The sequence below is a fragment of the Achromobacter sp. genome, from assembly GCF_050285565.1.
Lineage (GTDB): Bacteria > Pseudomonadota > Gammaproteobacteria > Burkholderiales > Burkholderiaceae_B > Achromobacter.
Genome location: NZ_JBLZXG010000003.1, coordinates 533453 through 556069 on the forward strand (window position 1 = coordinate 533453; position 22617 = coordinate 556069).

Sequence of the window (22617 nt, forward strand, 5' to 3'; positions counted from 1 at the left end):
TAGGCCAAAGGCGCGGCCGCGCGCGGGCCGGCTGCGGCCGGCACGGGCGGCATCGGTCACGCCTGCCCCTGGCTCGGCAAGCCGCCCCGGCCTCAGCGCCCGGCCGCGGCCGCCCGCCGCGCCATCGTGCCCGACAGGCATAGCAGGGGCGCCACGATCAGCACGCCGATCAGGCCCATCGCCACCTGCGGCGCCATCCCCTGGTCCAGCAGCGCGGTGGCGACGACGGCCGAGCCGCTCATCTGGAACAGGCCGTAGACCGCGGCGGCGGTGCCGGCGCGCTCGGCAAAGGGCTCCAGCGCCAGGCTCAACGCCGAACCCAGCGCCAGCGAGAAGCCGACCGTCAGCACCGCCACCGGCAGCATGAAGATCCAGGCGGCCAGCGGGGCCCAGCGCCAGGCGGCCAGGTGCATCAGGGCGGCCAGCAGCAGGGCCGCCATGCCGACCCGCAGCATGGCGTGGCGGCCGAAGCGGGCGATGAACACCGGGGCCAGGAAGAACGCCGCGATGTTGATGGCGGCGTTGCCGCCGAACCAGGCGGAAAAGCCCAGCTCGCCATAGCCGAGCTGCTGCACCAGCACCACCGGCGCGGCGGACACGAACACCAGGATCATGGCCATGCCGGCCAGGCCGAACACGGCGAAATACAGAAAGCGGCCGCTGGCGACGATGGGCGCGTAGCGGCGCGGGCTGTACAGGGGCGTGCCCGCGACGGGCGCCGCCATGCGGGTCTCGGCGAAGCGCCCGGCGAGCAGGGCGGTCAGCGCCAGGGCGAACAACACCATGAAGACGAACGTGCTGCGCCAGCCCGCGTGCAGCGCCAGCGCGCCGCCCAGCATCGGCGCCAGCGCCGGCACCGTGCACAGCGCGCCGTTCAGATAGCTATACACGCGCGCGCCGACGGCGGGGCTGAAGCGGTCGCGCACCGCCGCGAAGGCCACCAGCGACGCCGAGCACGCGCCCAGGCCCTGGATCACGCGCGCCACATAGAACACCTCCAGCGAACCGGCCGCCGCGCCCAGCGCCGAGCCGGCCAGATAGGCCAGCGCGCCGCCCAGCGCCACCGGCCGGCGGCCGTAGCGGTCGGCCAGCGGGCCGATCAGGATCTGGCCAATGCCGACCGTGAAGATGAAGAGGGTGATGCTGGCCTGCAGCGCGCTGATCGGCCGCCCAAAACCGCTGGCCATGGCGGGCAGGGAAGGCAGGTAGATGTCGATGGCCATCGGCGTCAACGTGACCAGGCCCATCAAAAGGCCGATCAGCCAGCGCTGGCCTTGGAGCGATAATGCAGACTTCATTGGCAGGTCCAGGGCGCGTGCGCGCCCGGAAAAACCTGACATTATCCACCACTCTCGGCCGCCGCCGCTGCGCCCCGGCGGCCCAGGAATGCTCCGCGCCATGACCTCCGCCACGCTCCGCCCGCGCATCGTCATCCTTTACTGCACGCAATGCCAGTGGCTGCTGCGCGCCGGCTGGATGGCGCAGGAACTGCTGTCGACGTTCGCCACCGACCTGGGCGAGGTGGCGCTGCGGCCCGGCACCGGCGGCGTGTTCCAGATCACCTACGAGGGCGAGTTGATCTGGGACCGCAAGCGCGACGGCGGCTTTCCCGAGGCCAAGGTGCTCAAGCAGCGCGTGCGCGACCGGCTCGATCCGGGGCGGCCGCTGGGCCACATCGACGGCCATCGCGCGGCGCCCGGCGATCGCGCCGGCCCCTAAGCGGGGCCGCGCGTCCCACGAAGTGACAGCCGCCCGAGGGCGGCCGGGGATCGCGCGCGGCGCCGATCAAGCCGCCGAACGGGATTGCTGCAAGGCCGCTTGCGCCTTGTGCTTGTGACGCAAGGCCGACACCAGCAGCAGCGCGATCAGCATCACGCAGGCCAGCACGAAGCCCAGGCTGATCGGCCGCGTCACGAAGATCGACAGGTCGCCGCGCGACAGCAGCAGGGCGCGGCGGAAGTTCTCTTCCACCATCGGCCCGAGCACGAAGCCCAGCAGCAGCGGCGCCGGCTCGAAGCGCAACCGGATCAGCGCATAGCCCGCCGCGCCGAACAGCGTCACCATGCCGACGTCGAACAGGTTGTTGTTGGTGCTGTAGACCCCGACGCAGACGAAGAACAGCGCCGCCGGGAACAGGTAGCGAAATGGCACCGTCAACAGGCGCACCCACATGCCGATCAGCGGCAGGTTCAGCAACAGCAGCAGCACGTTGCCGACCCAGAAGCTGGCGATCAGCCCCCAGAACATGTCGGCGTGCTCGACCATCATCTGCGGCCCCGGCTGAATGCCATGGATGATGAGCGCGCCCAGCATCAGCGCCATCACCGGGTCGCCCGGGATGCCCAGGCTCATGGTGGGGATGAAGCTGGTCTGGGTCGAGGCGCTGGTGGCGGCCTCGGGGCCGGCGATGCCTTCGATGGCGCCGCGGCCGAAACGGCGCGGCTCGCGCGCCACCTTCTTTTCCACCGCGTACGAGATGAACGAGGCGATGGTCGGGCCGGTGCCCGGCAGGATGCCGAAGGCCGCGCCGATGGCGGTACCGCGCACCAGCGCGCCGCGCGACTGCTTGATGTCGCCCGCTTCGGGCCGCATCGACTTCATGCTGACCTTGGTGCTGGTGACCTTGGTGTCGCCGCCGATCTGGTTGATGTTCTTGAGAAAGTCGGCCACGCCGAACAGGCCCATCGCCAGCGCCACGATCTGCAGGCCGTCGCTCAGTTCGAGGATGCCGAAGTGAAAGCGCATGGTGCCGGTGTTGACGTCGGTGCCGACCACGCCCAGCAGCAGGCCGACCACCACCATCGCCACGCCCTTGATTGCCGAGCCCTTGGCCAGCGTGGCGCCCGCCAGCAGGCCCAGCATCATCATCGAGAAGTACTCGGCCGGCCCGAACTTGAAGGCCACGTCCACCAACAGCGGCGAGAACAGGATCATCGCCAGGATGCCGACGGACGCGCCGCAAAACGACGAGAACATCAGCATGAACAGGGCCGAGCCGGCCTTGCCGTTGCGCGCCAGCGGGTTGCCGTCCAGGCAGGCCACCGCGTGCGAGGCGGTGCCGGGCAGGTTCAGCATGATCGACGTGATGCCGCCGCCGTATTGCGAGCCGTAGTAGATGCCGGACAGCATCACCAGCGCCGCGGTCGGGGTCATGGTGTAGGTCAGCGGCAGCAGGATCGAGATGGCGGCCAGCACGCCCATGCCCGGCAGCACGCCGATCAGGTTGCCCATGAACACGCCGAACACGGCCCACAGCAGGTTGTCGAGCGCGAAGGCGACCGAGAAGCCATGCATCAGGTTATTGAGAATGTCCATCGATCAGCCCCAGCGGAACAGCGGAAACTGCAGCTGCAGCCCCCAGGAGAAAACGGCGACGCCCAGGATGGTCACGCCCGCGGCCAGCAGCGCGGCGCTGCGCACGGTGTGCTGGCGATCGCCCATGGCCGAGATGAAGACCAGCGCGAAAGTGGCGGGCACCAGGCCGCCGAACTGGCCGATCAGGATGAAGGCCAGCAGGCCGCCGAGGATGCAGCCCCAGCCGCGCCATTCGGGCGGGGGGATGTCTTCGGCGTCTTCTTCGGCCGCCAGCGGCGAATACGCCATGCGGGCGATGATCAGGCCCAGGAGAACCAGCAGCACGCCGAGAATGGCCGGAAACAGGCCCGGCCCCATGCGGGCCAGGCTGCCCAGTGTGTAGGTGGATGCCTGCGCGATGGCGCCCAGGCCGAGCACGATCATCGTGCCCGCGGCCCACGCCTCGCGCTTGATGACGCTGCGTTTGGATTGCATTGGATTTCTTCCTCCCTTTGTTGTGGCTCGTCTTCGACCTGACTTCGGTCTGAATAAAACCTGACATTCCAATGAATGCGGGAGTCTAAAAATCCAAACTTCCGATCACCTTTCATGAAACGGGAAAAAAAAGCGCGCCCTGCGGCGCACCGAGCCAAAGCGCGGGAAATCCCTAAGGAGGACGGCGCCCTGCGGGCCCAACCCGGACAGGCCGGGAGGGTTGCCAGCCGGCGTCGCAGCGGCCAGCGGCGCCAGCGTTCGCGTTCCCGGCGCGGCAGGCGAATGATGCCGGCGTGGCGCTGTTGGCGTCATCCGGCGTCAATTTGCTTGCATCAGTAGGCAATTAATGCTAAAATAGCTTTATTGTCGCGCAAAGGTTTTGCATTGCCGTTCGCCATGCCGTTTGTGGCCAACCCCATGCCAAGGCGCCGACGTCCTCCCCCAGGGCCACGCCCTGGCGCCCGTTCCTGATGCCTTCCCGCATTTCCACCAGCATCCCGGGCGCGCTGGATACCCGAGTCGTGCCCTGCGCGGGGCAGGCCGACACCGCACACAGGAGTACGCACATGTCCCAACCGATCAGCAAGAAGACGCGCTTCGAGATTCCGCCGCTGAACTGGAAGGCACCCGACACCCGTCCGGATCCTGAAACCACATCCCGCCCGGCGCCCGCCGAGCCGGCACAGGAACGCAGCGCCGCGCGCGTTCCCGCCTGACACGCCCGCTACCCAAGCGCCGCATCGATGATCGATGCGGCGTTTTTTTTGTCCGCGTCAGTGCCCGTCGGCGCCAATGTCGCCGGCCACCACGCGGTTCTTGCCACCGGTTTTGGCGCGATACAGCAACTCATCGGCGCGCCGGAACAGGGTGCTGGCCGCCGCGGCATGGCGCCAGGCCACACAGGCGACGCCGAAACTGGCCGTCAAGGCGAACACCGCGCCGCCCTCGGCGCGCACGCTGGCCTGGGCAATGCGCAGGCGCATGCGTTCGGCCATCTCGACCGCCTGGGCGGCGTTGGCGGTGTGGCAGAGCACCGCGAACTCTTCGCCGCCGACGCGGGCCACCACGTCGCTATGGCGCCAGGTCTGGCGGCACAGATCGGCCACGGCCTTGAGCGCCTGGTCGCCGCTGGCATGGCCGTAGGTATCGTTGATGGCCTTGAAATCATCGATGTCGAACAGGATGAACGCCAGCATGTCCTGCGCGCCGTCCCATTGCGCCAGCGTCCGTTCGAAGCGGCTCTCGAACGCGCGGCGGTTGAGCAGCCCGGTCAGGAAATCGGTTTCGGCCATGACCGCCAGGTCGACGATCAGCCGGTCGCGTTCCCGTTCCACCCGCCGGCGCGCCGCGGCGTTGTCCTTGAGCACGCTCAATGCCGCGAACATGCTGTCGACCTCGCCCCGGTATTTGCCCACGGGAATGTCCGCGGCCGGCGCACCCTCGGCGATGGCGCCGATGATGCGGGTGGCCTGCACGAAAGGACGGATCACGCGCCGCCGGAACTGGCGCAGCGCCAGCATCAGGGCGGCCGCCAGCGCCGCGGCCGCGACCAGGGTGATGGCCAGCAGGCGGATCGATTCGGCGCGGTGTTGGCGCATGCTCTGCTGCATCTCGTCGAGCATCAGGTCCCGGAACTGGGTGATGGACTGCATCAGCGGCACATACTCGGCGGCCAGTTCGGCCGTGGTCACAGCGGCGCCCTGCGGCCGCAGCGCGGCGCTGTGGCGCACCTGTTCCAGGTAGCGCAGCGCCGCGCCGAAATACCGCGTGCGCATGTCGGCGTAGACCAGCGAGGCGCGCAGATCCGGGCGGGTGGCCAACTGGGCTTCGAGCAGGTCGCGCAGTTGGGCGATGCGCCCCAGCACCCGCTCCATGCGGAACTGCTCCGCCTCGGTCAGGCGGCGCTGCCCGGCCAGGGCCGGGGTGAAGGTGGAACCGAGCAGGCCGGCCTGTTCACGCAGCTCGGTGGCCAGCAGTGCCGGCGTCAGCAGTGGGGGCGCGTCGAGCTCGGTGCGCATCACCACGCCGACACTGTCGGCCATGGCCATGCGCAACTCGGGGATCAGCGCCACCATGCCGTCGAGCACGGCCAGCACGCGCTCGCCCGAGACCTCGGCGCGCGGCGCGGCGATCAGCGCGTCGGCTTGCGCGCGCGCGTGGAGCAGGGCGTAGCGGATGCGCTGGATATTGGTGAATTCCTTGGCGCTGTCCGGACTGAGCGGGGCACGGTACAACGCCAGCAGTTCGGCGATGCAGCGGTCGCTGCGCTCGCGCGCCGCCTGCAGCGTGTCGAGCAGGCGTGGGGCGACCGGGCGGCTCGCACCCAGCGCGGCATTCATGGGCCCCCGCTCGGCCGAGACCATCTCCATGGCCGTGACCGTGGCCCGCACCACATTGAACGCGCGCAACGCATCGGCGGTGGCGAGGAAGGCCGCGCGGCTCTGGATCAGCAGGATCGCCGTCAAGACCGACATGGGCAACAACACCCCCGCCGCCAGTATCAGGAAATAGCGTTCAAGCGACTTGATCGAAAATCTACTGCGCAACATACGGATAAGCCGGCCTGATGCGATGTCTCTGTGCGCGCAGGATACTGTAAATGCAGGGCGCCGGGCCCGGCCGGACCGCCGCATTGCGATTATCCGCGCCAGCCTCGCAACACTCTTGCAATCGAACACAAGCGATTGCGTAACTTGCTGAAATTGATGCGATTTATTGCCGATGATGATGCGGCGGACGGATGCGCCGCGGCCACGGCAGCGCCGGTTTACGGACGCTCCAGGATGCGCGGCCCGGGACCGTCGCGCCCCAGCACATCGTCGGGGTTGCGCAGCGGACAATCCCGCAGCGACAGACAGCCGCAGCCGATGCAACTGTCCAGTTCGTCGCGCAGCCGCGTCAGCTTGCGGATGCGTTCGTCCAGGTTGGCGCGCCACTGCGACGACAGTTCCTTCCATTGCGCCGGGGTGAGTTTGTTGCCGTCCTGCGGAAAGCGCGCCATGGCTGCGCGGATCTCGTCCAACGGAATGCCGGTGCGCTGCGCCACCTTGATGATGGCGATGTAGCGCAGCACGATGCCGGGAAAGCGGCGCTGGTTGCCGTCGCTGCGCGAGCTCTGGATCAGCCCCTTGGATTCATAGAAGTGAATCGTGGAGACGGGCACGCCGCTGCGGCGGGCGACTTCGCCCACGGTCATGACGCGCGTGATGTCGATCGGCTTGTCGGCCGCCATGGCATTGACCTCAAGTTAAGCTGAGGTCTTATAGTCCGGCGGGCCGAATTTGGCAACCTTGTCCGCGCCGCCCGACACAGCATGGGGAAAAGCGCGCGGCCGGTGATCCGCTACGGCGCGGCGTGCAGCACCACCCGGTTGCGCCCTTGCTGCTTGGCGCTGTAAAGCGCGGCGTCGGCGGCATGGAATGCCTGCGTCACCTCCGGTCCGGAGGTGGGCCACTGCGCCACCCCGGCCGACACGGTCACGCCGCCCACCAGGTGGATATCGCGCTCGGCGATGCGCTGGCGCAGCCGCTCGGCCACGATCATGGCGTCGCTCGGCGTGACGCCGGGCAGCAGGATCAGGAATTCCTCGCCGCCATTGCGGCACAGGATATCGCCGGGGCGCGATCCGTCGCGCATCAATTGGGCCACGTCCTGGATCACCTTGTCGCCCACGGTGTGGCCGTAGGTGTCGTTGACGCGCTTGAAGTGATCGATGTCCAGCGCCACCACCGAAAACGCGGTGCCGCTGTCCTGCAGATGATCCACCGCGTCCTGCGTGCCGCGGCGATTGCGCAGGCCGGTCAGCGGATCCGTGATGCTGGCCTGGTTCAGCTTGCCGATCTTCTCCTGCAGGCTGGTGAAGCTCCAGATCACCGCGCGCTTGAGACGCTCGGCCTCGAAATACCATGCCTTGACGGACTTGACGCGCTGCATCGCCACCGCCACGTCGTGGTGCTCGACATTGGTGGCCAACTGCGACAGCGGCAGCGAGATTTGCCGCGCGCACCACCAGATCGCCAGCAGGAACACCACCGCCAGCGGCGCGGCATAGCCGAGCAGCGCCCACAGCAGGCCGTCGAGCGGGGTCAGCGTGGCGGTGGTGGGGCGCTGCGCCACCACGCCCCAGCCGCTGCTGGGCACCGGCGCGTAGCCGGTCAGCATGTCCACGCCGCGCGAATTGACCAGCCGCCGGGCGCCCGCCTGGCCCTCGACCACCGCGTCGATCACCGGATTGCCCGTCACCAGCTCGCCGATCCGATCGGGGTCGACGTGATAGATCAGCCGGCCATCGCCGTCCACCACGTACAGGTACGAACCGTCAGTGTAGGGATGGCGGCCCAGCAGATCCTCCAGCGCGCTTTCCTTGCGCAGATGCAGCGTGCCGCTCACGTACCCGAGGAAGCGGCCATCGGCCGCGAAGATCGGTTGGGACAGGTTGATCAGCAGGTTGCCCGCGATCGACACGTAGGGCTTGCTGATCTCCGCATGGCGCGACTGCAACGCGACGCGGCTGCCCGGGCTGTCGACCCGCGTGCCGATGAAGCCGCGGAAACTCTCCGTGGTGGCCAGCAGCAGCCCGTCGGCCCCGACCACGCCGACCGAATTGAAGCTCTCGCTTTGTCCCTGCACCCGCAGCACTTCGGCCGCCAGCAGCGCGGGCTCGCCCATGTGGCCGGCGAGCTGGCGCGCGCTGTAGGTCAACTGGCGCTGCGCCGCCTTGAGGAAGTTGCCGGCGCTTTCGGCCAGCTTGGCCGCATAGACGCGATTGGCCTCCAGGGTGTTGGCAATGAGTTGTTCGCGTTGCAGGCGGTAACTGGCATACAAGGCGTTGGCGGTGGCAGCGACAGCGCTGAGCACCGTGAGCGCGAGCACCAGGCCGCGCAGATTGATTCGCAGGGAAAACACAGCAGGCTTGGACCTCGGGCACGCGGCGCGCCCCGGCGCCGGCAGGCGCCATTGTATTCAACTGCGCGGCGCGCCGAAACGACAACCGGCTCAGGCGGGCCGGGGCGGAGGATCCACGTCGTCGAGCAACCGCGCCGCGCGCGACTGCGTTGCCGCTCCGGCGCGGTGATAGCCCATCACCGTGGCCACGCTGGCGTGCCCGGTCATGGCCATGGTCTCGGCCAGCGGCACATTCTGGCGTCCGGCCTCCGTGACGAAGCCGGAACGCAGGCTGTGCGCCGAGAACGGCTGCTCCAGCCCGGCCAGCCGGCTGCGCTTGACGACGATATCGCGCACCGCGGCGGCGGCCAGCGGTTCGCCGATCACGCCGCCGCGCCGCACCCGGCGGAACAGGGGGCCCTCGGTGATCCGCGCGGCGGCCAGCCAGGCATCCAGGGCCTCGGCGGCGGGGCCGACAATCGGTTTGATGTTGTCGGCGCGGGCGGCGCCGTCCTGGTTGGTCTTGGAATGCGCCAGCGCATACAGGTAGCCCTGCGGCGTGCGCAGCGTATTGGCCGTGGTGGCGCGCACCACCTCCGAGCGCCGCCGCCCGCCGCTGGCCCAGGCGAACAGCAGCAAGGCGCGGTCGCGCAAGCCTTCGAGGGACGCGTCGCAGGTGTCCAGCAGCGCCTGCAACGGCGCCTTGGTCAGCGCCGGCTTGCGCGCGGGCAGCTCGCCGCGCCGGGCATAGGCGCGCCGGGCCCGCGACAGCAGCGTCGCCACCTGTTCGTGGCGACAGGGGTTGATCAGTTCCTGCAAGGCGTGCGCCTTGGACAGCACCGCGACCCGGTGCAGCACCGTATTCAGGGACAGCGGGCCGGCACGGGCCTTGACGCCTTGCGCCACCAGCCGCTGGTCGATCTGCGCCGGCAGGCCGTGGCACAGGCCGTCGGGGCCCTGGACCTGCAGGTGGTCGACCACGAATTGCACCACGGCGGGCACCGCCAGCGGCAGCGCCAGCGGCTGGCCGAAACGCAGGGCATACCAGGCCGCCCAATAGCGCATGGCGGCGCGGTAGGCGGCCTCGGTGTTGGCCGAGCTGCCTTCGCGCAGCAGGGCGCGCACGGCGGCCTCGGTCGCCGCGTCCAGGGCGGAAGGGTCCAGCGGCGCTACCGGTCTTGCCGGCAAGGCAGACGGCGCGATGGAGGAGGGCGGGACGGGCGGGCGCATGCGACGGCGGGGCAAAAGCAGCATTGTGCCCGATCCCGCCAACGGGTCGTTCCGGCCACGTTCACGCTGACGCGCCCGCCGGCGTCGACAGTTGCGCCACGGTCGCCTGCAGATCGTGCGGATGCACCATCAGGGACCGCGCCAACTGGCGCATGGCGGCCAGGTTCAGCACCGGCTGCCAGCGGGCCTCGCGCTGCAACGCCTGCCAGAGCGGCGCCAGCGCCCCCTGATCCACGGCCTGGCCCTCGCTCAGGGCGGCGGCATAGGCCAGGCAGGTGGGCGCGGACAGCAACTGCATCCGGCTGGCCGCGTGCAGTCCCGCCTGGGGGATGTCGGCTGGCGCGTCGCAGCAGTACAGCACCTGGTGCGCCAGTGCCGCTTCCGTTACCGGCAATGCCGCCAACGATGTCCCGCGCACCTGGATCATGCCTTGCTGGGTGGAGAATGCGTACGCCTGGTCCGGCTGCGCGCCGGCCAGCAGGCGCAGCCCGCGCAACAGCCGTGGCAGGTCGGTGGTAGCGGCCTCCACCGAGGCCTTGGCCTCGATCACCAGGCAGATATCCCAGAGCGGCATCGCATCGGCGGGCGTGGGATCGGCGCGCCTGAGCAGTACCGCATCCCATTCGGTCTTGGCCCGATCCGCAGCGGCCGCCAGGCTGGCCGGCACCCGTAGTGAGGTCACGACCTGATAGCGCGGGCAGGAGCCCGCCGTCGCGGCCGCGTCAACGCGGTCCAGGTAGTGTGCGACGGCCCGCAGCGCGTGCGCCGCCTGCGTTTCGACCGCGATACCGCGTTGCCGGGCGAGCCGGGCCTGGGCGCAGGCCTCGGCACTGCCCGCGCGCGGCCCGAGTCGGGCCCGCATCGCCCGATAGCGGCATACCGCCGGATCGCGCGTCAATACTTCGATCCGGCACAGGCGGGTCAGGGCGGGATCGTCGACCAGGGCGCGCAAGGCCGAGGCCAGCTTGTCGACCCCGGCCACCTCCGGCTGCACCGGCAACGCCTGCGCCAGATGCGCCACTTGCAGCCAGTCTCCCGCCATCGTCGCGGCATGCAGTCGCGCCAGCCGGGTCCGCGCCGGGCCGGGCGCCAGGCGCGCGGGCTTGGCGGGATGCGCCAGCGCGTCGACCACGGCCTGCACCTTGCGCCGGTCGGCCGTCGCGCCGCCATCGAGCGCCAGGTACTCGCGCACCACGGGCAGGCGGTAGGCCAGTACGGCCGCCTGGAACGCCGGGTCGCCGTCCCGCGGGCGCAGGGCCTCGCGGATGAGCCCGTCAAGCGCGGCGACGAAGGCATCGCGCAACGGTAAGCCAGGCCTATCGCCGCCGGCCAGCGTGACCTGCAGGCGCTCGATCGCCCACGCCAGCGCCGCCGCCTGGCTGCCAGCGGCGCTGGTGGCGCTGGCGCCTGTCAGGCGATAGCGACGCGGCACGGCGTCCAGGATGGCTCGGAGCGGGGAAGGAAGGGGCATGGGCGTCTGGCACGGGAGGCGGTGCGATGCGTCCCCCGGCAGGCCTGTCCAGCGGCGTGGATCGAAGGGCGCAATCGCGCCAATCATAATCGCTGACTCCCCTTGGGCGGATTGGCGTATCCGCGCCCCGCGCCAGCCTGGCGGGCCGAGGGCGCGACCTGCCTCTGGGACGCCGCACTCGGCCGCCCAACCACTGTGGGCTCAGGTATTCGGCAATTGGCGCAGCCTGCGCGGCGCCCTCGGCTAAACCGGTAGCCACGCCTCATATGGGTTGCGGGATGGCCTGATGGACTCGCTTAATATTAAAACATACATATGCTGTATGATATAAAACATTAATTCTGAATTACTCACGATAAGATTCCATTATCGTGAGTAATTCCGGGATATCGAACCAGGAAATCGAGCCATGGCCACGGGAATCACCGAAGACGATGTCTGGCGCGCCGCCGACGCGCTGCTGCTGGAAGGCGCGCGGCCCACCATCGAACGGGTGCGCCAGAAGATCGGGCGCGGTTCGCCCAATACCGTCAGCCCGCATCTGGAAACCTGGTTCCGCGCCCTCGGCGCCCGCATCCAGGATCCCGGCGCCTTTGCCGCGCCCGCGGCCGTGCCCGAGCCCATCGCCCAGGCCGCCGCGCATTTCTGGGAAACCGCGCTGGCCGCGGCCCGGGCCGAGCAGGCCGAGGCCCACCGCGCGCGTGCGGACGAACTGCGGCAGGAGGCCGAACGCCTGGCCGCCCAGGCCGACCACGCGCGCCAGCGCGAGGCGCTGCTGGCCAGCCGCGAACGCGACCTGGAGCAAAGCCTCAAGGTCATGACCAGCCAATTGGCCGCCACCGAGGCGCGTCTGCGCGCGGCCGAAAGCCAGTTGCGCCAGCGTGACGAGGCGCTGGCGTTCGGCCAGCAGCAACTGGCCGATGCCCGCGCCGCCCTGCTGGCGCAGGTGGCCGACGCCGAACGCGCGCGCCAGGAACAGGCCGAGGCCCTGGCCGCCGCGCACGCGCGCCATGCCGCCCATGAACGCCGCTGGCTCAATGAACTGGACGCCGAACGCGGCACCACCAAGCGCCTGCAGGCGCGCCTGGACGATATCCAGGCCGCCTTGCAGCAGCAGGCCGACGCCTCACGCCAGGCGCTGGCGCAAGCCGCCGAGCGGCTGCGCGCCGCCGAGACCGAGGCCGCCGCGCAGTTGCGGGCAGTGCAGGCCGAAGCCCAGGCGGAGCAGGGCAGGCGCCTGGCCGACCTGGCCACGGCGCAGGCCGCGCTGCAGGCTGCGCACGGCCGCGAACAGGATCTGGCGCGGCGCCTGGCCGCCGCCGAGGCGCAGCAGGCTGAATTGCTGGCGCAACAGAGAACCCGCGACGCGCAATTGCTGGAGCTGACCCGCCACCTGATCGCGGCGCCGGGCGGCGACACGCCCGCCGCGGGCGCCTGAGGCGGTTGGCGCGGCACGGCCGCCGAAGTTCGGATAAATTCGTACACGGCCAAACCGCCGTCGCCTGGAGCCTTGCTTGAACCCGAACCCACACCCGCCCGCGGATCTCGCCCGCAATCTGCTCGTCGTCGTCATCCTGTCGGCGCTGACGATCGGCAGCCTCTATGTGCTCAAGCCGTTCCTGTTCGGATTGATCTGGGCCACCACCATCGTGGTGGCGACCTGGCCCGTGATGCTGGCGGTGCAGCGGCGTTGCGGCGGGCGCCGCTGGCTTGCCACCGTGGCCATGCTGATTGTGTTGCTGGTGGTGATTGTGCTGCCGCTGTATCAGGCGATCTCGACGCTGGCGCTGCATGGCGGCACCATCATGACCGCGATCAAGGGCTTGCCGGATTACGCCCTGATGGCGCCGCCGGGCTGGGTGCGCGGCATTCCGCTGGGCGGCGAGCGCATCGCGCGGGAATGGCAGGCGCTGGCCGATGCCGGGGCCGGCGGCCTGCTGGCGCGGCTCGAACCGTACATCACCATGGCGGCCAAGTGGCTGCTGAGCAATGCCGCCATCGTCGGCGGCTTTGTGATGCACATGCTGATCACGATCGTGATCGCCGGCATTCTGTACAGCCAGGGCGATACCGCGGCCGATTTCGTGCAGCGCTTCGCCAACCGGCTGGCCGGGCATCGCGGCGTGGCGGCCATCCGCCTGGCGGGGCTGTCGATCCGCGCGGTGGCGCTGGGCATCGTGGTCACGGCCGTGGTGCAGTCGGCACTGGGCGGGCTGGGCCTGTGGATCGCCGGGGTGCCGGCGGCCGGCATCATCACCGCCTTGATGCTGATGCTGTGCCTGGCCCAGTTGGGGCCGTTCCTGCCCTTGCTGGGCGGGGTGGTGTGGCTGTTCCAGAACGACATGAAGGTGGCGGCGATCCTGCTGCTGGTGTGGGCGGTGCTGGTCACCATGCTCGACAATCTGCTGCGGCCGCTGCTGATCAAGCGCGGCGTGAACCTGTCGATGCTGCTGATCCTGGCCGGGGTGTTGGGCGGCATGTTCGCGTTCGGCATCGTCGGTCTGTTCATCGGGCCGGTGATCCTGGCGGTGACGTCCACGCTGCTCAAGGCCTGGGTCGACGAGGTGCCGGCGCCCGCGGCCGAGGCGCCGGTCGCCGTCAGGCAACCCACCGATCTCTGAATGTGGCGCGCGATCCGGCGCGGCGGCCGCCCGCAAGGCCGCCGGAATCGGCGTAACATCCCGCCCAGGCCCCATGCCCGCGCCCGAGGCGCCGCGCGGGGCCGGACTTTTTTCCGCCTTTCACGCCGTACCCGAGATGACGATGTTGCCGCCGATTGCCCCGCCCGCCCGATCTTCCGCCTTCCCCTTGCCGGCGGGGCGGCCATGAGCGACAGCGTCCGCCTGGCCAAGCGGTTGGCCGCCGAGCAATCCTGTTCCCGTGGCGACGCCGAACGCTATATCGAGGGCGGCTGGGTCGCCGTGGACGGCAAGGTCGTGGAGGAACCGGGCTGCCGCGTCGGCCCGGGCCAGACGGTGTCCTTGCTACCGGGCGCGCGCCTGGAGGAGATCCGGCCCGTGACCGTGCTGGTGCACAAGCCGGCCGGCCTGTCGGCCTCGGACCCGGCGCATTCGGCGCTGTCCCTGATCGTGCCCGACAACCTGATGCCGGGCGACCGCTCGGGCCGGCGCTATCTGAAACGCATGTTCAATGGCCTGGAGCTGGCCACGCCGCTGGAACGCGCGGCCAGCGGGCTGGTGGTGTACACCCAGGAGTACGCGGTAAGGCGCAAGCTGGTGCAAGAGGGCCGCCACGTCGAACAGGAATACATCGCCCAGGTGCGCGGCACGTTGGACGCGGCCGGTCTGGCGCGGCTGCAACACGGCCTGGCCTACGAGGGCCGGCCGGCCACGCCGATGAAGGTCAGTTGGCAGAACGAGACCCACCTGCGGTTTGCGCTCAAGACCCCGGCGCTGGGCTTCATCGAATACGCCTGCGACACGGCCGGCCTGCAACTGCAGGCCTTGCGCCGCATCCGCATCGGCCGGCTGCCGCTGGCCGGCCTGGCGGCCGGACAGTGGCGCTACCGGCTGGACTACGAGCGCTTCTGAAGATTTAAAGTGATTTCTGGAATAACGTGCAGTGAATGCTCGGCGCCGCGGCAGGACTTGAAGTGATTTCGAGGATGGCCGCGCGCCATGCATGCAAGACGGGGAGGCGGCGGCGCCGTTCAAGCCAATTCTTTGAATGTCCTTGTAAGCCACTGATAAATAAGAGCAATAAAGAATCCAACCCAGGATGAAATATGGCAAGAGCGCCGCGCGAACGGCCTGCATCGATCGACTCCACCCGGCGCGGCCTGTTGCGGTCGGCGGGCGCGTTGGGCCTGTCTGGCCTGGCCTTGGCGGGCTGCGCCAGCCGGGGCGCGGCGCCCGGCGGGGCGGGCGAAGCGCCGGCCGCTAGTGGCGCGGCGGCGGGTGCCGCGCCGGGCCGCGACACGGCCGTTGCGGCCTTGCGCCCGGGCGGTCGCATCGCCATCGTCGCACCGGCCTCGGCCGCCGACGGCGCCGCCTTCGACGCGGCCGAATGGCTCCAGGCACGCGGCTACGACCCGCGCATCATGCCGGCCGCGCTGATGCGCAGCGATGCTCCCTACGATTACCTGGCCGGCGACGACAGCGCGCGCCTGAACGACCTGCACACGGCGTTCGCCGATCCCGCCATTGACGCCATCTGGTGCCTGCAGGGCGGCTTCGGCTCATGGCGGCTGGCCGACCGGCTCGATTTCAACCTGCTGCGCCAGCACCCCAAGCCCTTCATCGGCTACAGCGACATCACCGCACTGCACCTGGCGATCCAGCGCCACGCGGGCTTTGTCACCTTCCACGGGCCGATGCTGGCGCAGGACCTGCTGGCCGGCAAACAGGAACCCACCGCCAGCCACGTGCTGGCCATGGTCGGCGGGCAGCTCGGCCCGGGCGCGTGGATCGACGCGCCGCCCGGGTCCAACCCGGTGGTGCTGGCGCCCGGCACGGCCAGCGGCCGGCTGGTGGGCGGCAACCTGGCGCTGATCGCCGCCATGATCGGGTCGCGCCATGAGATCGCCACGCGCGACGCGATCCTGTTCATCGAAGACGTCAACGAGGCGCTGCCGCGCATCGACCGGCTGCTGTGGCAGTTGCGCGCGGCGGGCAAGTTCGACCACATCAAGGGTGTGCTGGCGGGCAACTTCACCCGCTTGGGCCTGCCGGCGGGCGATGCGCTCGGGCAGAGCCAACTGTTTGTGCTGTTGCAGGAACAGTTCGGCACCCGCGGCATTCCGGTACTGGCGGCCTGGCCCAGCGGCCACGGCGATCCCAACCTGACGCTGCCGCTGGGCGCGAAGGTGACGCTGGACACCCAGCGCCGCGGCCTGCGGCTGGAACAGGCGGTGGCGGTGTAGGCGCGCGCCGCCGCCATGCCGGGAGCTCGCCCCATGAACAGTTTCTTCCAGGCCCTGGGCCGCCAATTGAAGTCGCCGCAGCGCTTGCGCGCCGGCCAGCGCCATGCGCGCGCCAAGGCGTTCCAGTGTGTCTGCGGCCAGCGGATCTTCTTCAACAACAGCGAATGCCTGAATTGCCACCGGCAACTGGGCTTTGACCCCAAGCGCGGCCACGTCCTGGCGCTGGAGCCGGGCCCGGCCGAAGGCGCCTGGATCGAAGCCGGGCGCGCGCGCGGCCGCACCTTCAAGCGTTGCGCCAACTTCGCCAGCGCGGCGGCCTGCAATTGGCTGCTGCCGGCCGCCGCCGGCTCGCTGCTGTGCCTGGCCTGCGGCCTGAACCGCACCATTCCCGACCTGTCGCAACCGGAGAACGGCAGGTTGTGGGGCAAGGTCGAGGCCGCCAAGCGCCAGTTGATCGCGCAATTGCTGACCCTGGGCCTGCCGCTCCGGCGATCACAGGCGCCGGGCGATGCAGGCCTGGCGTTCGACCTGCTGGCCCCCGCGGCCGATGGCACGCCGCTACTGACCGGACACAATCGTGGACTGATCACCCTGAACATCCGCGAGGCCGATGATGCCTACCGAGTGCAGGTGCGCGAGGCGATGCGCGAGCCGTACCGCACCTTGCTCGGGCACTTCCGCCACGAGATCGGCCATTTCTACTGGGATCAACGGGTGGCCGGCGGCCCCTGGCTGGCGCCGTTCCGCGCCGTGTTCGGCGACGAACGCGCCGACTACGCGCAAGCGCTGCGGCGCAACTACGAGGCAGGCCCGCCGGCCGGCTGGGCGCAGCGCTTCATCAGCACCTATGCCGCCTGCCATCCGTGGGAGGACTGGGCCGAGACCTGGGCCCACTACCTGCACATGATGGACACCCTCGACACCGCCATCAGCTTCGGGCTCACCCGTCTGGCGGTGGAGCCGGCCTATACGCCCTTCACCCGGGCGTCGCTGTATGACCCGGACGATCCCGAAGGGCAGGGCTTTCTCTATCTGGTCAACGCCTGGGTCGCGCTGACCGGCGTGCTCAACGAACTGTCGCGCAGCATGGGCCAGCCCGATTTCTACCCGTTTGTGCTGCCGGGCGCGGTGGTCGCCAAGCTGCAATTCGTGCACCGGGTGATCCGCGACGCGGCGCGCTGACGGCGGCCCGGCGCGCGCTGCCGCGGCGCCGGCACAGACGGCGCTCGCACCAACCAGACTGCCCGTGGCGGCGGGGCGCTTGCCCCTCAGGGCTTGCGGGAGGCGGGCTTGAGGCGCGACGGCACCTCGTCCAGGTCGCTGCAGACCGCCAGCACTTCGGCCGGTTTCTTGCTCAGCGACAGGTAGACGTGGCCGATGCCGCTGTCGAAATAGGCCGATTCCAGCCGGTTCAGCACCACGCTGTCGCCATTCTCGAACTGGATGCGCACCTTGCCGGACAGCACCAGGGCGAATTCCTGACCAGGATGGCGGATGTAGTCCTCGAACTCCACCACCTTGCGCGAATCGATCAATGCCAGCATCGGCATCATCTTCTTGCCCGGATACTCGCCCATCAGCAGGCGGTAGTGGTAGTTGTCGGTGGCGTAGTCGCGCGCGTCGCTGAGCTTGTTCTTGACGTAGGTGGGCGCGACCTCGGCCTGGGCCGCGTCGCCCAGCATGAACATGCGCGTCATGTCGATGCCCAGGGCTCGTGCCAGCGCGGCGAACTTCTCGTAGCTCAGGGCGATCTGGCCCAGCTCGGCCTTGGACAGGGTCGAGACCGCGATGCCGCTGGCCTGCGATAGGGCTTGCAGCGTCATTTTCCGGGCCTTGCGCTCGGCGCGCAGGCGCGCGCCCATGACTTCCTTGCCCACGATGTCGGGTGGGGCCGTCTTGCGCGCGGAGGGAGGGGCCATGTACCGGTCTGCGTCCAGGGTTGGCGGAGAAGGGCGGCAAACCGCCCCGTTCACGCCGGATTGTAAGGGGTGGCGCGACTCAGGCGGACGTGCGCGCCAGCACCCGGCCGGCATGGCGGCCGGTGAAGGCCTGCTCACGCCAGACCGGCGCGCCGTTGACGTATACCGAATGGATGCCGGCGGCGCGCTCGGTGGGGAGGTCGAAGGTGGCGGTGTCGGCCACGGTGGCCGGGTCGAACACCACCAGGTCGGCGAAGTAGCCGGTCTGCACCTGGCCGCGCCCGGCCAGGCCGAAGCGCGCGGCGGTCAGCCCGGTCATCTTCCAGACCGCCGTCTCCAGCGGGAACAGGCCCAGGTCGCGCGCATAGTGGCCCAGCACCCGCGCAAAGGTGCCCCACAGGCGCGGATGCGGGCGCTCGTCATGCGGCAGGCCGTCGGAACCGATCATGGTGGGGCCGAACGCCAGGATGCGCTGCACGTCGGGCTCGTCCATCATGAAGTAGATGGCGCCGGCCGGTTGCAGCTCGGGCACCACGTCGTACTTGGACTTGCCACGTTCGGCCGCGACCTCGTCCAGCTCCCGCCCGCTCAGCTCGGGGAACGGCTTGCACCAGGTGATGATGGTGCGCCCGGCCAGCAGCACGCGGTCCTGCTTGAGCATGGTGGAGCCGGCCACGTAGGGGTAGGCATCCAGTGACACAGCCTGGCGCGCCATGGCGGCCTCGATCAGCGCCAGCGTCTCGCGCGAGCGGCCGAAATTGGGCTGGCCCATGACCTTGTGGTGCGAGATCACCACCGGCACGTCCAGTTCGCGGCCGATGCGGAAGGTTTCCTCCAGCGCCGCCACGATGTGCTCGCCCTCGTCGCGCATATGGGTGGCGTAGATGCCGCCATGCGTGCTCAGCGGCCGGCACACTTCGATGATCTCTTCGGTGGTGGCGCGCGCCGCCGGCGGGTAGAAGGCGCCGGTGGAGATGCCGATGGCGCCGCTGGCCATGGCCTCCTCGGCCAGCGCGCGCATGGCGGCGATTTCGTCGCCGGTGGCTTCGCGTTGCAGGTCGGGCATGACGGCGGCGCGCAGCGTCGAATGGCCCACCATGCAGGCGGCATTGACCGCCGCCGGGGTGGCGCGCAGCGCGTCCAGGTAGTCGGCAAAGCGCGTGAAATGGTACGAGCCGCCTTCGTCCAGCAGATCCAGCGGGGCGGGCGGGTTCGGATGCGCCAGCGGCGCCAGGCTGATGCCGCAGTTGCCCGTGACCACGGTGGTCACGCCCTGCGAGATCTTGGGCGTCATGTCGCGGCGCCGCAGCAGGTAGTTGTCGTCGTGGGTATGCGAATCGATGAACCCGGGCGCCACCACCAGGCCGGACACGTCGATGCGTGTAAGGGCGGCGGCGCCGGCCAGGTCGCCGATGGCGGCGATGCGGTCGCCGCGCACGCCGACGTCGGCGCGCCGGCCGGGGGCGTTGCTGCCGTCGATGACGGTGCCGCCAGTAAGCAGCAGGTCGAAAGGCTGGGAATCGGATTGGGACATGGCAATCTCCGGCTAGGCGATCAAGCGGCGAAATGACAGGCGACCGTCTGGCCGCCGCCGACGGGACGCGCGATGGGGGTTTCCTGGGCGCAGCGCGCCTGGGCCAGCGGACAACGGGTACGGAAGGCGCAGCCGGACGGCGGCGCCAGGGGGCTGGGGATCTCGCCCTTGAGCACTGCCACGGGCGCGCGTTCGCCGCGGCGGGCCGAGGGCACCGCCGCCAGCAGGGCGCGGGTGTAGGGGTGCGCCGGGCGGTCGAAGACCGCCTCGCGGCTGCCGCTCTCGACGATCTTGCCCAGGTACATCACCGCCACCTGATGACTGATGTGCCGCACCACGCTCAGGTCGTGCGAAATGAACACGTAGGTCAGCCCCAGGTCGCGTTGCAGGTCCATCAGCAGGTTGATGACCTGGGCCTGCACCGACACGTCCAGCGCCGACACCGGCTCGTCGCAGACGATCAGGCCCGGTTCCGGCGCCAGGGCGCGGGCGATGACGATGCGCTGGCGCTGGCCGCCGGAGAATTCATGCGGATAACGGTCGGCGGCGTCCGGCCGCAGGCTGACGCGGGCCAGCAGTTGCGCCACGCGCTCGCGGATGGCCTCGCGGCCGTAGCCGAAGTTGCGCAGCGGCTCGCCGATGATGTCGCGCACCCGCATGCGCGGGTTCATCGACGAAAACGGGTCCTGGAAGATGAACTGCATGCGCCGCCGCATGGCGCGCAACTGGCCGCTGTTCATGGCCGCCAGGTCGGCGCCTTCGAGCAGGATGCGGCCCGCGGTGGGATCGGCCAGGCGGATCAGGCACTTGCCGGTGGTCGATTTGCCGCAGCCGGACTCGCCCACCAGGCTCAGGGTCTGGCCGCGCGCCACCGACAGCGACACGCCGTCCACCGCGCGCAGCATCCTGCCGCCCTCCAGTGGAAAGTGCTTTTTCAGGTCGATCACCTGCAGCATGGGAGCGGCGACGGTGGCAGGGAGGGGGGCATCGTGCGGGTTCATCGCGAGTCTTGCTCCATCATGGCGGCCGGCGCGGCCTGGCGCGCCCAGCACCAGACGCGGTGGCGGTCGCCGGCGGCGACTTCGGGCGGCGCCTGGTCGGCGCAGCGCGGCAGGGCCTGCGGACAGCGCGCCGCGAAGGCGCAGCCGCGTGATTCGGGCGTCACCACCGGCACGATGCCGGGCAGCTCGGCCAGGCGGGCGCCATGGTCCTGGCCGTCAACGAAATCGGGCAGTGAGCGGATCAGCGCCTGGGTGTACGGGTGGGCGGCGCGATCCAGCACGTCATCGACGCTGCCTTCCTCGACCTTGCGGCCCGCGTACATGACGATGACGCGCTGGCACATCTGCGCCACCACGCCCAGGTCATGGGTGATCAGCACGATCGCCGTGCCCAGCCGCGCCTGGATGTCGCGCAGCAGGTGCAGGATCTGCGCCTGGATGGTGACGTCCAGCGCGGTGGTCGGCTCGTCGGCGATCAGCACCTTGGGCTGACAGGCCAGCGCCATGGCGATCATGGCGCGCTGGCGCATGCCGCCGGACAACTGATAGGGGTATTCATGCACGCGCCGCGCCGGGTCGGAGATCTGCACCAGCTCCAGCAGCGCCTCGGCCTGCTTCATGGCCTGTCGCCGCGACAGGCCCTGGTGCAGCATCAGCGGTTCGCGGATCTGGCGGCCGATCGTGAACACCGGATTGAGCGAGGTCATCGGTTCCTGGAAGATCATCGACAACTGGTTGCCGCGCACCGCCCGCATGGCTTTCTCGGGCAGGGCCAGCAGGTCGCGGCCGTCGAATTCGATGCTGCCGCGCGCCACGCGCCCGGGCGAGCGCAGCAGCCGCATGATGGACAGCGACGTGACGCTCTTGCCGCAGCCGGATTCACCCACCAGGCCGAGGGTCTCGCCCGGCATCAGGTCGAACGACAGGCCGTCCACGGCCAGCACCGTGGTCTCGTCGCCGTCGAAACAAGTGGTCAGGTCATGCACTCGCAGGACAGGTTGGGATGGCATGCGCGCTCCTACAGCTTTTTCGCCAGGCGCGGATCGAGCATGTCGCGCAGCCCGTCGCCCACCAGATTGACGGCCAGCACGGCCACGCCCAGGCACAGGCCCGGATACAGGATGATGTGGAATGCCACCGCGACGAAGTTGCGGCCCTCGGCCATGATGTTGCCCCAGCTCGGGGTCTGTGGCGGGATGCCCACGCCCAGGAAGCTCAGCACGGCCTCGGTCAGGATCGCCGAGGCGGCGATGAAGGTGGCCTGCACCATCAGCGGCGCGAACAGGTTGGGCAGGATGTGGCGCAGCAGGATGGCCGGCACGCGGGTGCCGGCGGCCACCGCCGCCTCGATGTACGGCTGCTCGCGGATGGTCAGCACCAGCGCGCGCACCAGCCGCACCACGCGCGGCACCTCGGGCACCACGATGGCCACGATCACGGTGCCCAGGCCGCCCTTGAGCGTGGCCATCAACGCAATGGCCAGCAGCACGCCGGGAATCGCCATCAGGCCGTCCATGATGCGCATGATCACGGCATCCAGGCGGCGGAAGTAGCCTGCCAGCATGCCCAGCAGGACGCCGCCCGCGGTCGACACCAATGCAACCACCACGCCGACCAGCAGCGACACCCGCGCGCCCCACAGGGTGCGCGCGTACACGTCGCGGCCCAGCGCGTCGGTGCCGAAGAAGTGTTCGGCCGAGGGAGGCTTCATGCGCGCCATCGGATTGATGTCCTGCGGGTCGATCGCGGTCAGCCAGGGCGCGGCCAGCGCGATCACGGCCAGCGCCAGCAGAATCGCGCCGCCCACATACAGCATCGGATGGCGCCGCAGCGAGCGGGCCGCGCGGCGCCAGCGCGGGCGCGGCACGGCCAGGGGCAGGGTGGTGGTGGTCATGGTGAGCCCCTCT

General features: G+C 69.8%; 20 protein-coding genes. 7 read left to right on the top strand and 13 right to left on the bottom strand.

The window, feature by feature from the left end; translation table 11 throughout:
* Positions 1-92 precede the first annotated feature (92 nt).
* Positions 93-1298: a multidrug effflux MFS transporter gene (locus ACN6O8_RS08350; RefSeq protein WP_427990586.1), complete on the bottom strand. Its 1206-nt coding sequence runs from the start codon at positions 1296-1298 to the stop codon at positions 93-95.
* Between the two features lie 100 nt (positions 1299-1398).
* Between ACN6O8_RS08350 and ACN6O8_RS08355 the strand changes: the two genes are divergently transcribed.
* Positions 1399-1719 carry a SelT/SelW/SelH family protein gene (locus tag ACN6O8_RS08355; RefSeq protein ID WP_427990587.1) on the top strand — a complete coding sequence of 107 codons (321 nt, stop codon included), beginning with the start codon at positions 1399-1401 and terminating at the stop codon, positions 1717-1719.
* Between the two features lie 66 nt (positions 1720-1785).
* On the opposite strand, the gene ACN6O8_RS08360 is transcribed toward ACN6O8_RS08355, so the two are convergent.
* Both ACN6O8_RS08360 and ACN6O8_RS08365 read right to left on the bottom strand, forming a co-directional pair.
* Positions 1786-3315, bottom strand: a complete 1530-nt coding sequence (locus ACN6O8_RS08360; protein WP_427990588.1) for a tripartite tricarboxylate transporter permease — start codon at positions 3313-3315, stop codon at positions 1786-1788.
* Positions 3316-3318: 3 nt separating this feature from the next.
* Positions 3319-3789, bottom strand: coding sequence for a tripartite tricarboxylate transporter TctB family protein (locus tag ACN6O8_RS08365; protein WP_427990589.1), 471 nt, complete (start codon positions 3787-3789; stop codon positions 3319-3321).
* Between the two features lie 566 nt (positions 3790-4355).
* Here ACN6O8_RS08365 and ACN6O8_RS08370 point away from each other — a divergent pair.
* Entirely contained in the window at positions 4356-4505 is a 150-nt protein-coding gene (locus ACN6O8_RS08370) for a hypothetical protein (protein WP_427990590.1), read from the top strand.
* A 57-nt stretch (positions 4506-4562) separates the two neighbouring features.
* Here the strand turns inward: ACN6O8_RS08370 and ACN6O8_RS08375 are convergent, their stop codons facing one another.
* The 5 genes from ACN6O8_RS08375 to ACN6O8_RS08395 form a co-directional block, all read right to left on the bottom strand.
* Entirely contained in the window at positions 4563-6338 is a 1776-nt protein-coding gene (locus tag ACN6O8_RS08375; RefSeq protein WP_427990591.1) for a diguanylate cyclase, read from the bottom strand.
* A 218-nt stretch (positions 6339-6556) separates the two neighbouring features.
* Positions 6557-7021 carry a redox-sensitive transcriptional activator SoxR gene (gene soxR, locus ACN6O8_RS08380; RefSeq protein WP_427990592.1) on the bottom strand — a complete coding sequence of 155 codons (465 nt, stop codon included), beginning with the start codon at positions 7019-7021 and terminating at the stop codon, positions 6557-6559.
* Positions 7022-7131: 110 nt separating this feature from the next.
* Positions 7132-8694: a sensor domain-containing diguanylate cyclase gene (locus tag ACN6O8_RS08385; RefSeq protein WP_427990593.1), complete on the bottom strand. Its 1563-nt coding sequence runs from the start codon at positions 8692-8694 to the stop codon at positions 7132-7134.
* Between the two features lie 90 nt (positions 8695-8784).
* A complete protein-coding gene (locus ACN6O8_RS08390) occupies positions 8785-9789 on the bottom strand; it encodes a site-specific integrase (protein ID WP_427990689.1) in 1005 nt (334 codons plus the stop codon).
* Between the two features lie 175 nt (positions 9790-9964).
* The gene (locus tag ACN6O8_RS08395; RefSeq protein WP_427990594.1) at positions 9965-11374 is read right to left on the bottom strand and encodes a 3-deoxy-D-arabino-heptulosonate 7-phosphate synthase; all 1410 of its coding nucleotides are present in this window, start codon (positions 11372-11374) and stop codon (positions 9965-9967) included.
* A 409-nt stretch (positions 11375-11783) separates the two neighbouring features.
* Between ACN6O8_RS08395 and ACN6O8_RS08400 the strand changes: the two genes are divergently transcribed.
* From ACN6O8_RS08400 to ACN6O8_RS08420, 5 genes are all read left to right on the top strand, one after another.
* Positions 11784-12812 (top strand): DNA-binding protein, encoded by a 1029-nt coding sequence (locus ACN6O8_RS08400; RefSeq protein ID WP_427990595.1) that lies wholly within the window; start codon positions 11784-11786, stop codon positions 12810-12812.
* Positions 12813-12888: 76 nt separating this feature from the next.
* Positions 12889-13995, top strand: coding sequence for an AI-2E family transporter YdiK (gene ydiK, locus ACN6O8_RS08405; RefSeq protein WP_427990596.1), 1107 nt, complete (start codon positions 12889-12891; stop codon positions 13993-13995).
* A gap of 204 nt (positions 13996-14199) precedes the next feature.
* A complete protein-coding gene (locus ACN6O8_RS08410; RefSeq protein WP_427990597.1) occupies positions 14200-14925 on the top strand; it encodes an RNA pseudouridine synthase in 726 nt (241 codons plus the stop codon).
* A 194-nt stretch (positions 14926-15119) separates the two neighbouring features.
* Positions 15120-16256 (top strand): S66 peptidase family protein, encoded by a 1137-nt coding sequence (locus tag ACN6O8_RS08415; RefSeq protein WP_427990598.1) that lies wholly within the window; start codon positions 15120-15122, stop codon positions 16254-16256.
* Between the two features lie 33 nt (positions 16257-16289).
* On the top strand, positions 16290-17438 hold the full coding sequence (locus ACN6O8_RS08420; RefSeq protein ID WP_427990599.1) for a zinc-binding metallopeptidase family protein: 1149 nt from the start codon (positions 16290-16292) through the stop codon (positions 17436-17438).
* An 86-nt stretch (positions 17439-17524) separates the two neighbouring features.
* Here ACN6O8_RS08420 and ACN6O8_RS08425 read toward each other — a convergent pair whose 3' ends face one another.
* From ACN6O8_RS08425 to ACN6O8_RS08445, 5 genes are all read right to left on the bottom strand, one after another.
* Positions 17525-18175 carry a helix-turn-helix domain-containing protein gene (locus ACN6O8_RS08425; protein WP_427990600.1) on the bottom strand — a complete coding sequence of 217 codons (651 nt, stop codon included), beginning with the start codon at positions 18173-18175 and terminating at the stop codon, positions 17525-17527.
* Between the two features lie 79 nt (positions 18176-18254).
* On the bottom strand, positions 18255-19709 hold the full coding sequence (locus tag ACN6O8_RS08430; RefSeq protein WP_427990601.1) for an N-acyl-D-amino-acid deacylase family protein: 1455 nt from the start codon (positions 19707-19709) through the stop codon (positions 18255-18257).
* Between the two features lie 20 nt (positions 19710-19729).
* Entirely contained in the window at positions 19730-20710 is a 981-nt protein-coding gene (locus ACN6O8_RS08435) for an ABC transporter ATP-binding protein (RefSeq protein WP_427990602.1), read from the bottom strand.
* Entirely contained in the window at positions 20707-21720 is a 1014-nt protein-coding gene (locus ACN6O8_RS08440; protein ID WP_427990603.1) for an ABC transporter ATP-binding protein, read from the bottom strand. The genes ACN6O8_RS08435 and ACN6O8_RS08440 overlap by 4 nt, the downstream gene beginning before the upstream one ends.
* Positions 21721-21728: 8 nt before the next feature.
* On the bottom strand, positions 21729-22604 hold the full coding sequence (locus ACN6O8_RS08445; protein WP_427990604.1) for an ABC transporter permease: 876 nt from the start codon (positions 22602-22604) through the stop codon (positions 21729-21731).
* Positions 22605-22617 lie beyond the last annotated feature (13 nt).

Bases quoted from the DNA above. Each gene is read 5' to 3' on its own strand.
- ACN6O8_RS08350 (WP_427990586.1), bottom strand. From the start codon at position 1,298: ATGAAGTCTGCATTATCGCTCCAAGGCCAGCGCTGGCTGATCGGCCTT.
- ACN6O8_RS08355 (WP_427990587.1), top strand. From the start codon at position 1,399: ATGACCTCCGCCACGCTCCGCCCGCGCATCGTCATCCTTTACTGCACG.
- ACN6O8_RS08360 (WP_427990588.1), bottom strand. From the start codon at position 3,315: ATGGACATTCTCAATAACCTGATGCATGGCTTCTCGGTCGCCTTCGCG.
- ACN6O8_RS08365 (WP_427990589.1), bottom strand. From the start codon at position 3,789: ATGCAATCCAAACGCAGCGTCATCAAGCGCGAGGCGTGGGCCGCGGGC.
- ACN6O8_RS08370 (WP_427990590.1), top strand. From the start codon at position 4,356: ATGTCCCAACCGATCAGCAAGAAGACGCGCTTCGAGATTCCGCCGCTG.
- ACN6O8_RS08375 (WP_427990591.1), bottom strand. From the start codon at position 6,338: ATGTTGCGCAGTAGATTTTCGATCAAGTCGCTTGAACGCTATTTCCTG.
- soxR (WP_427990592.1), bottom strand. From the start codon at position 7,021: ATGGCGGCCGACAAGCCGATCGACATCACGCGCGTCATGACCGTGGGC.
- ACN6O8_RS08395 (WP_427990594.1), bottom strand. From the start codon at position 11,374: ATGCCCCTTCCTTCCCCGCTCCGAGCCATCCTGGACGCCGTGCCGCGT.
- ACN6O8_RS08400 (WP_427990595.1), top strand. From the start codon at position 11,784: ATGGCCACGGGAATCACCGAAGACGATGTCTGGCGCGCCGCCGACGCG.
- ACN6O8_RS08410 (WP_427990597.1), top strand. From the start codon at position 14,200: ATGAGCGACAGCGTCCGCCTGGCCAAGCGGTTGGCCGCCGAGCAATCC.
- ACN6O8_RS08415 (WP_427990598.1), top strand. From the start codon at position 15,120: ATGGCAAGAGCGCCGCGCGAACGGCCTGCATCGATCGACTCCACCCGG.
- ACN6O8_RS08420 (WP_427990599.1), top strand. From the start codon at position 16,290: ATGAACAGTTTCTTCCAGGCCCTGGGCCGCCAATTGAAGTCGCCGCAG.
- ACN6O8_RS08425 (WP_427990600.1), bottom strand. From the start codon at position 18,175: ATGGCCCCTCCCTCCGCGCGCAAGACGGCCCCACCCGACATCGTGGGC.
- ACN6O8_RS08430 (WP_427990601.1), bottom strand. From the start codon at position 19,709: ATGTCCCAATCCGATTCCCAGCCTTTCGACCTGCTGCTTACTGGCGGC.
- ACN6O8_RS08435 (WP_427990602.1), bottom strand. From the start codon at position 20,710: ATGAACCCGCACGATGCCCCCCTCCCTGCCACCGTCGCCGCTCCCATG.
- ACN6O8_RS08440 (WP_427990603.1), bottom strand. From the start codon at position 21,720: ATGCCATCCCAACCTGTCCTGCGAGTGCATGACCTGACCACTTGTTTC.
- ACN6O8_RS08445 (WP_427990604.1), bottom strand. From the start codon at position 22,604: ATGACCACCACCACCCTGCCCCTGGCCGTGCCGCGCCCGCGCTGGCGC.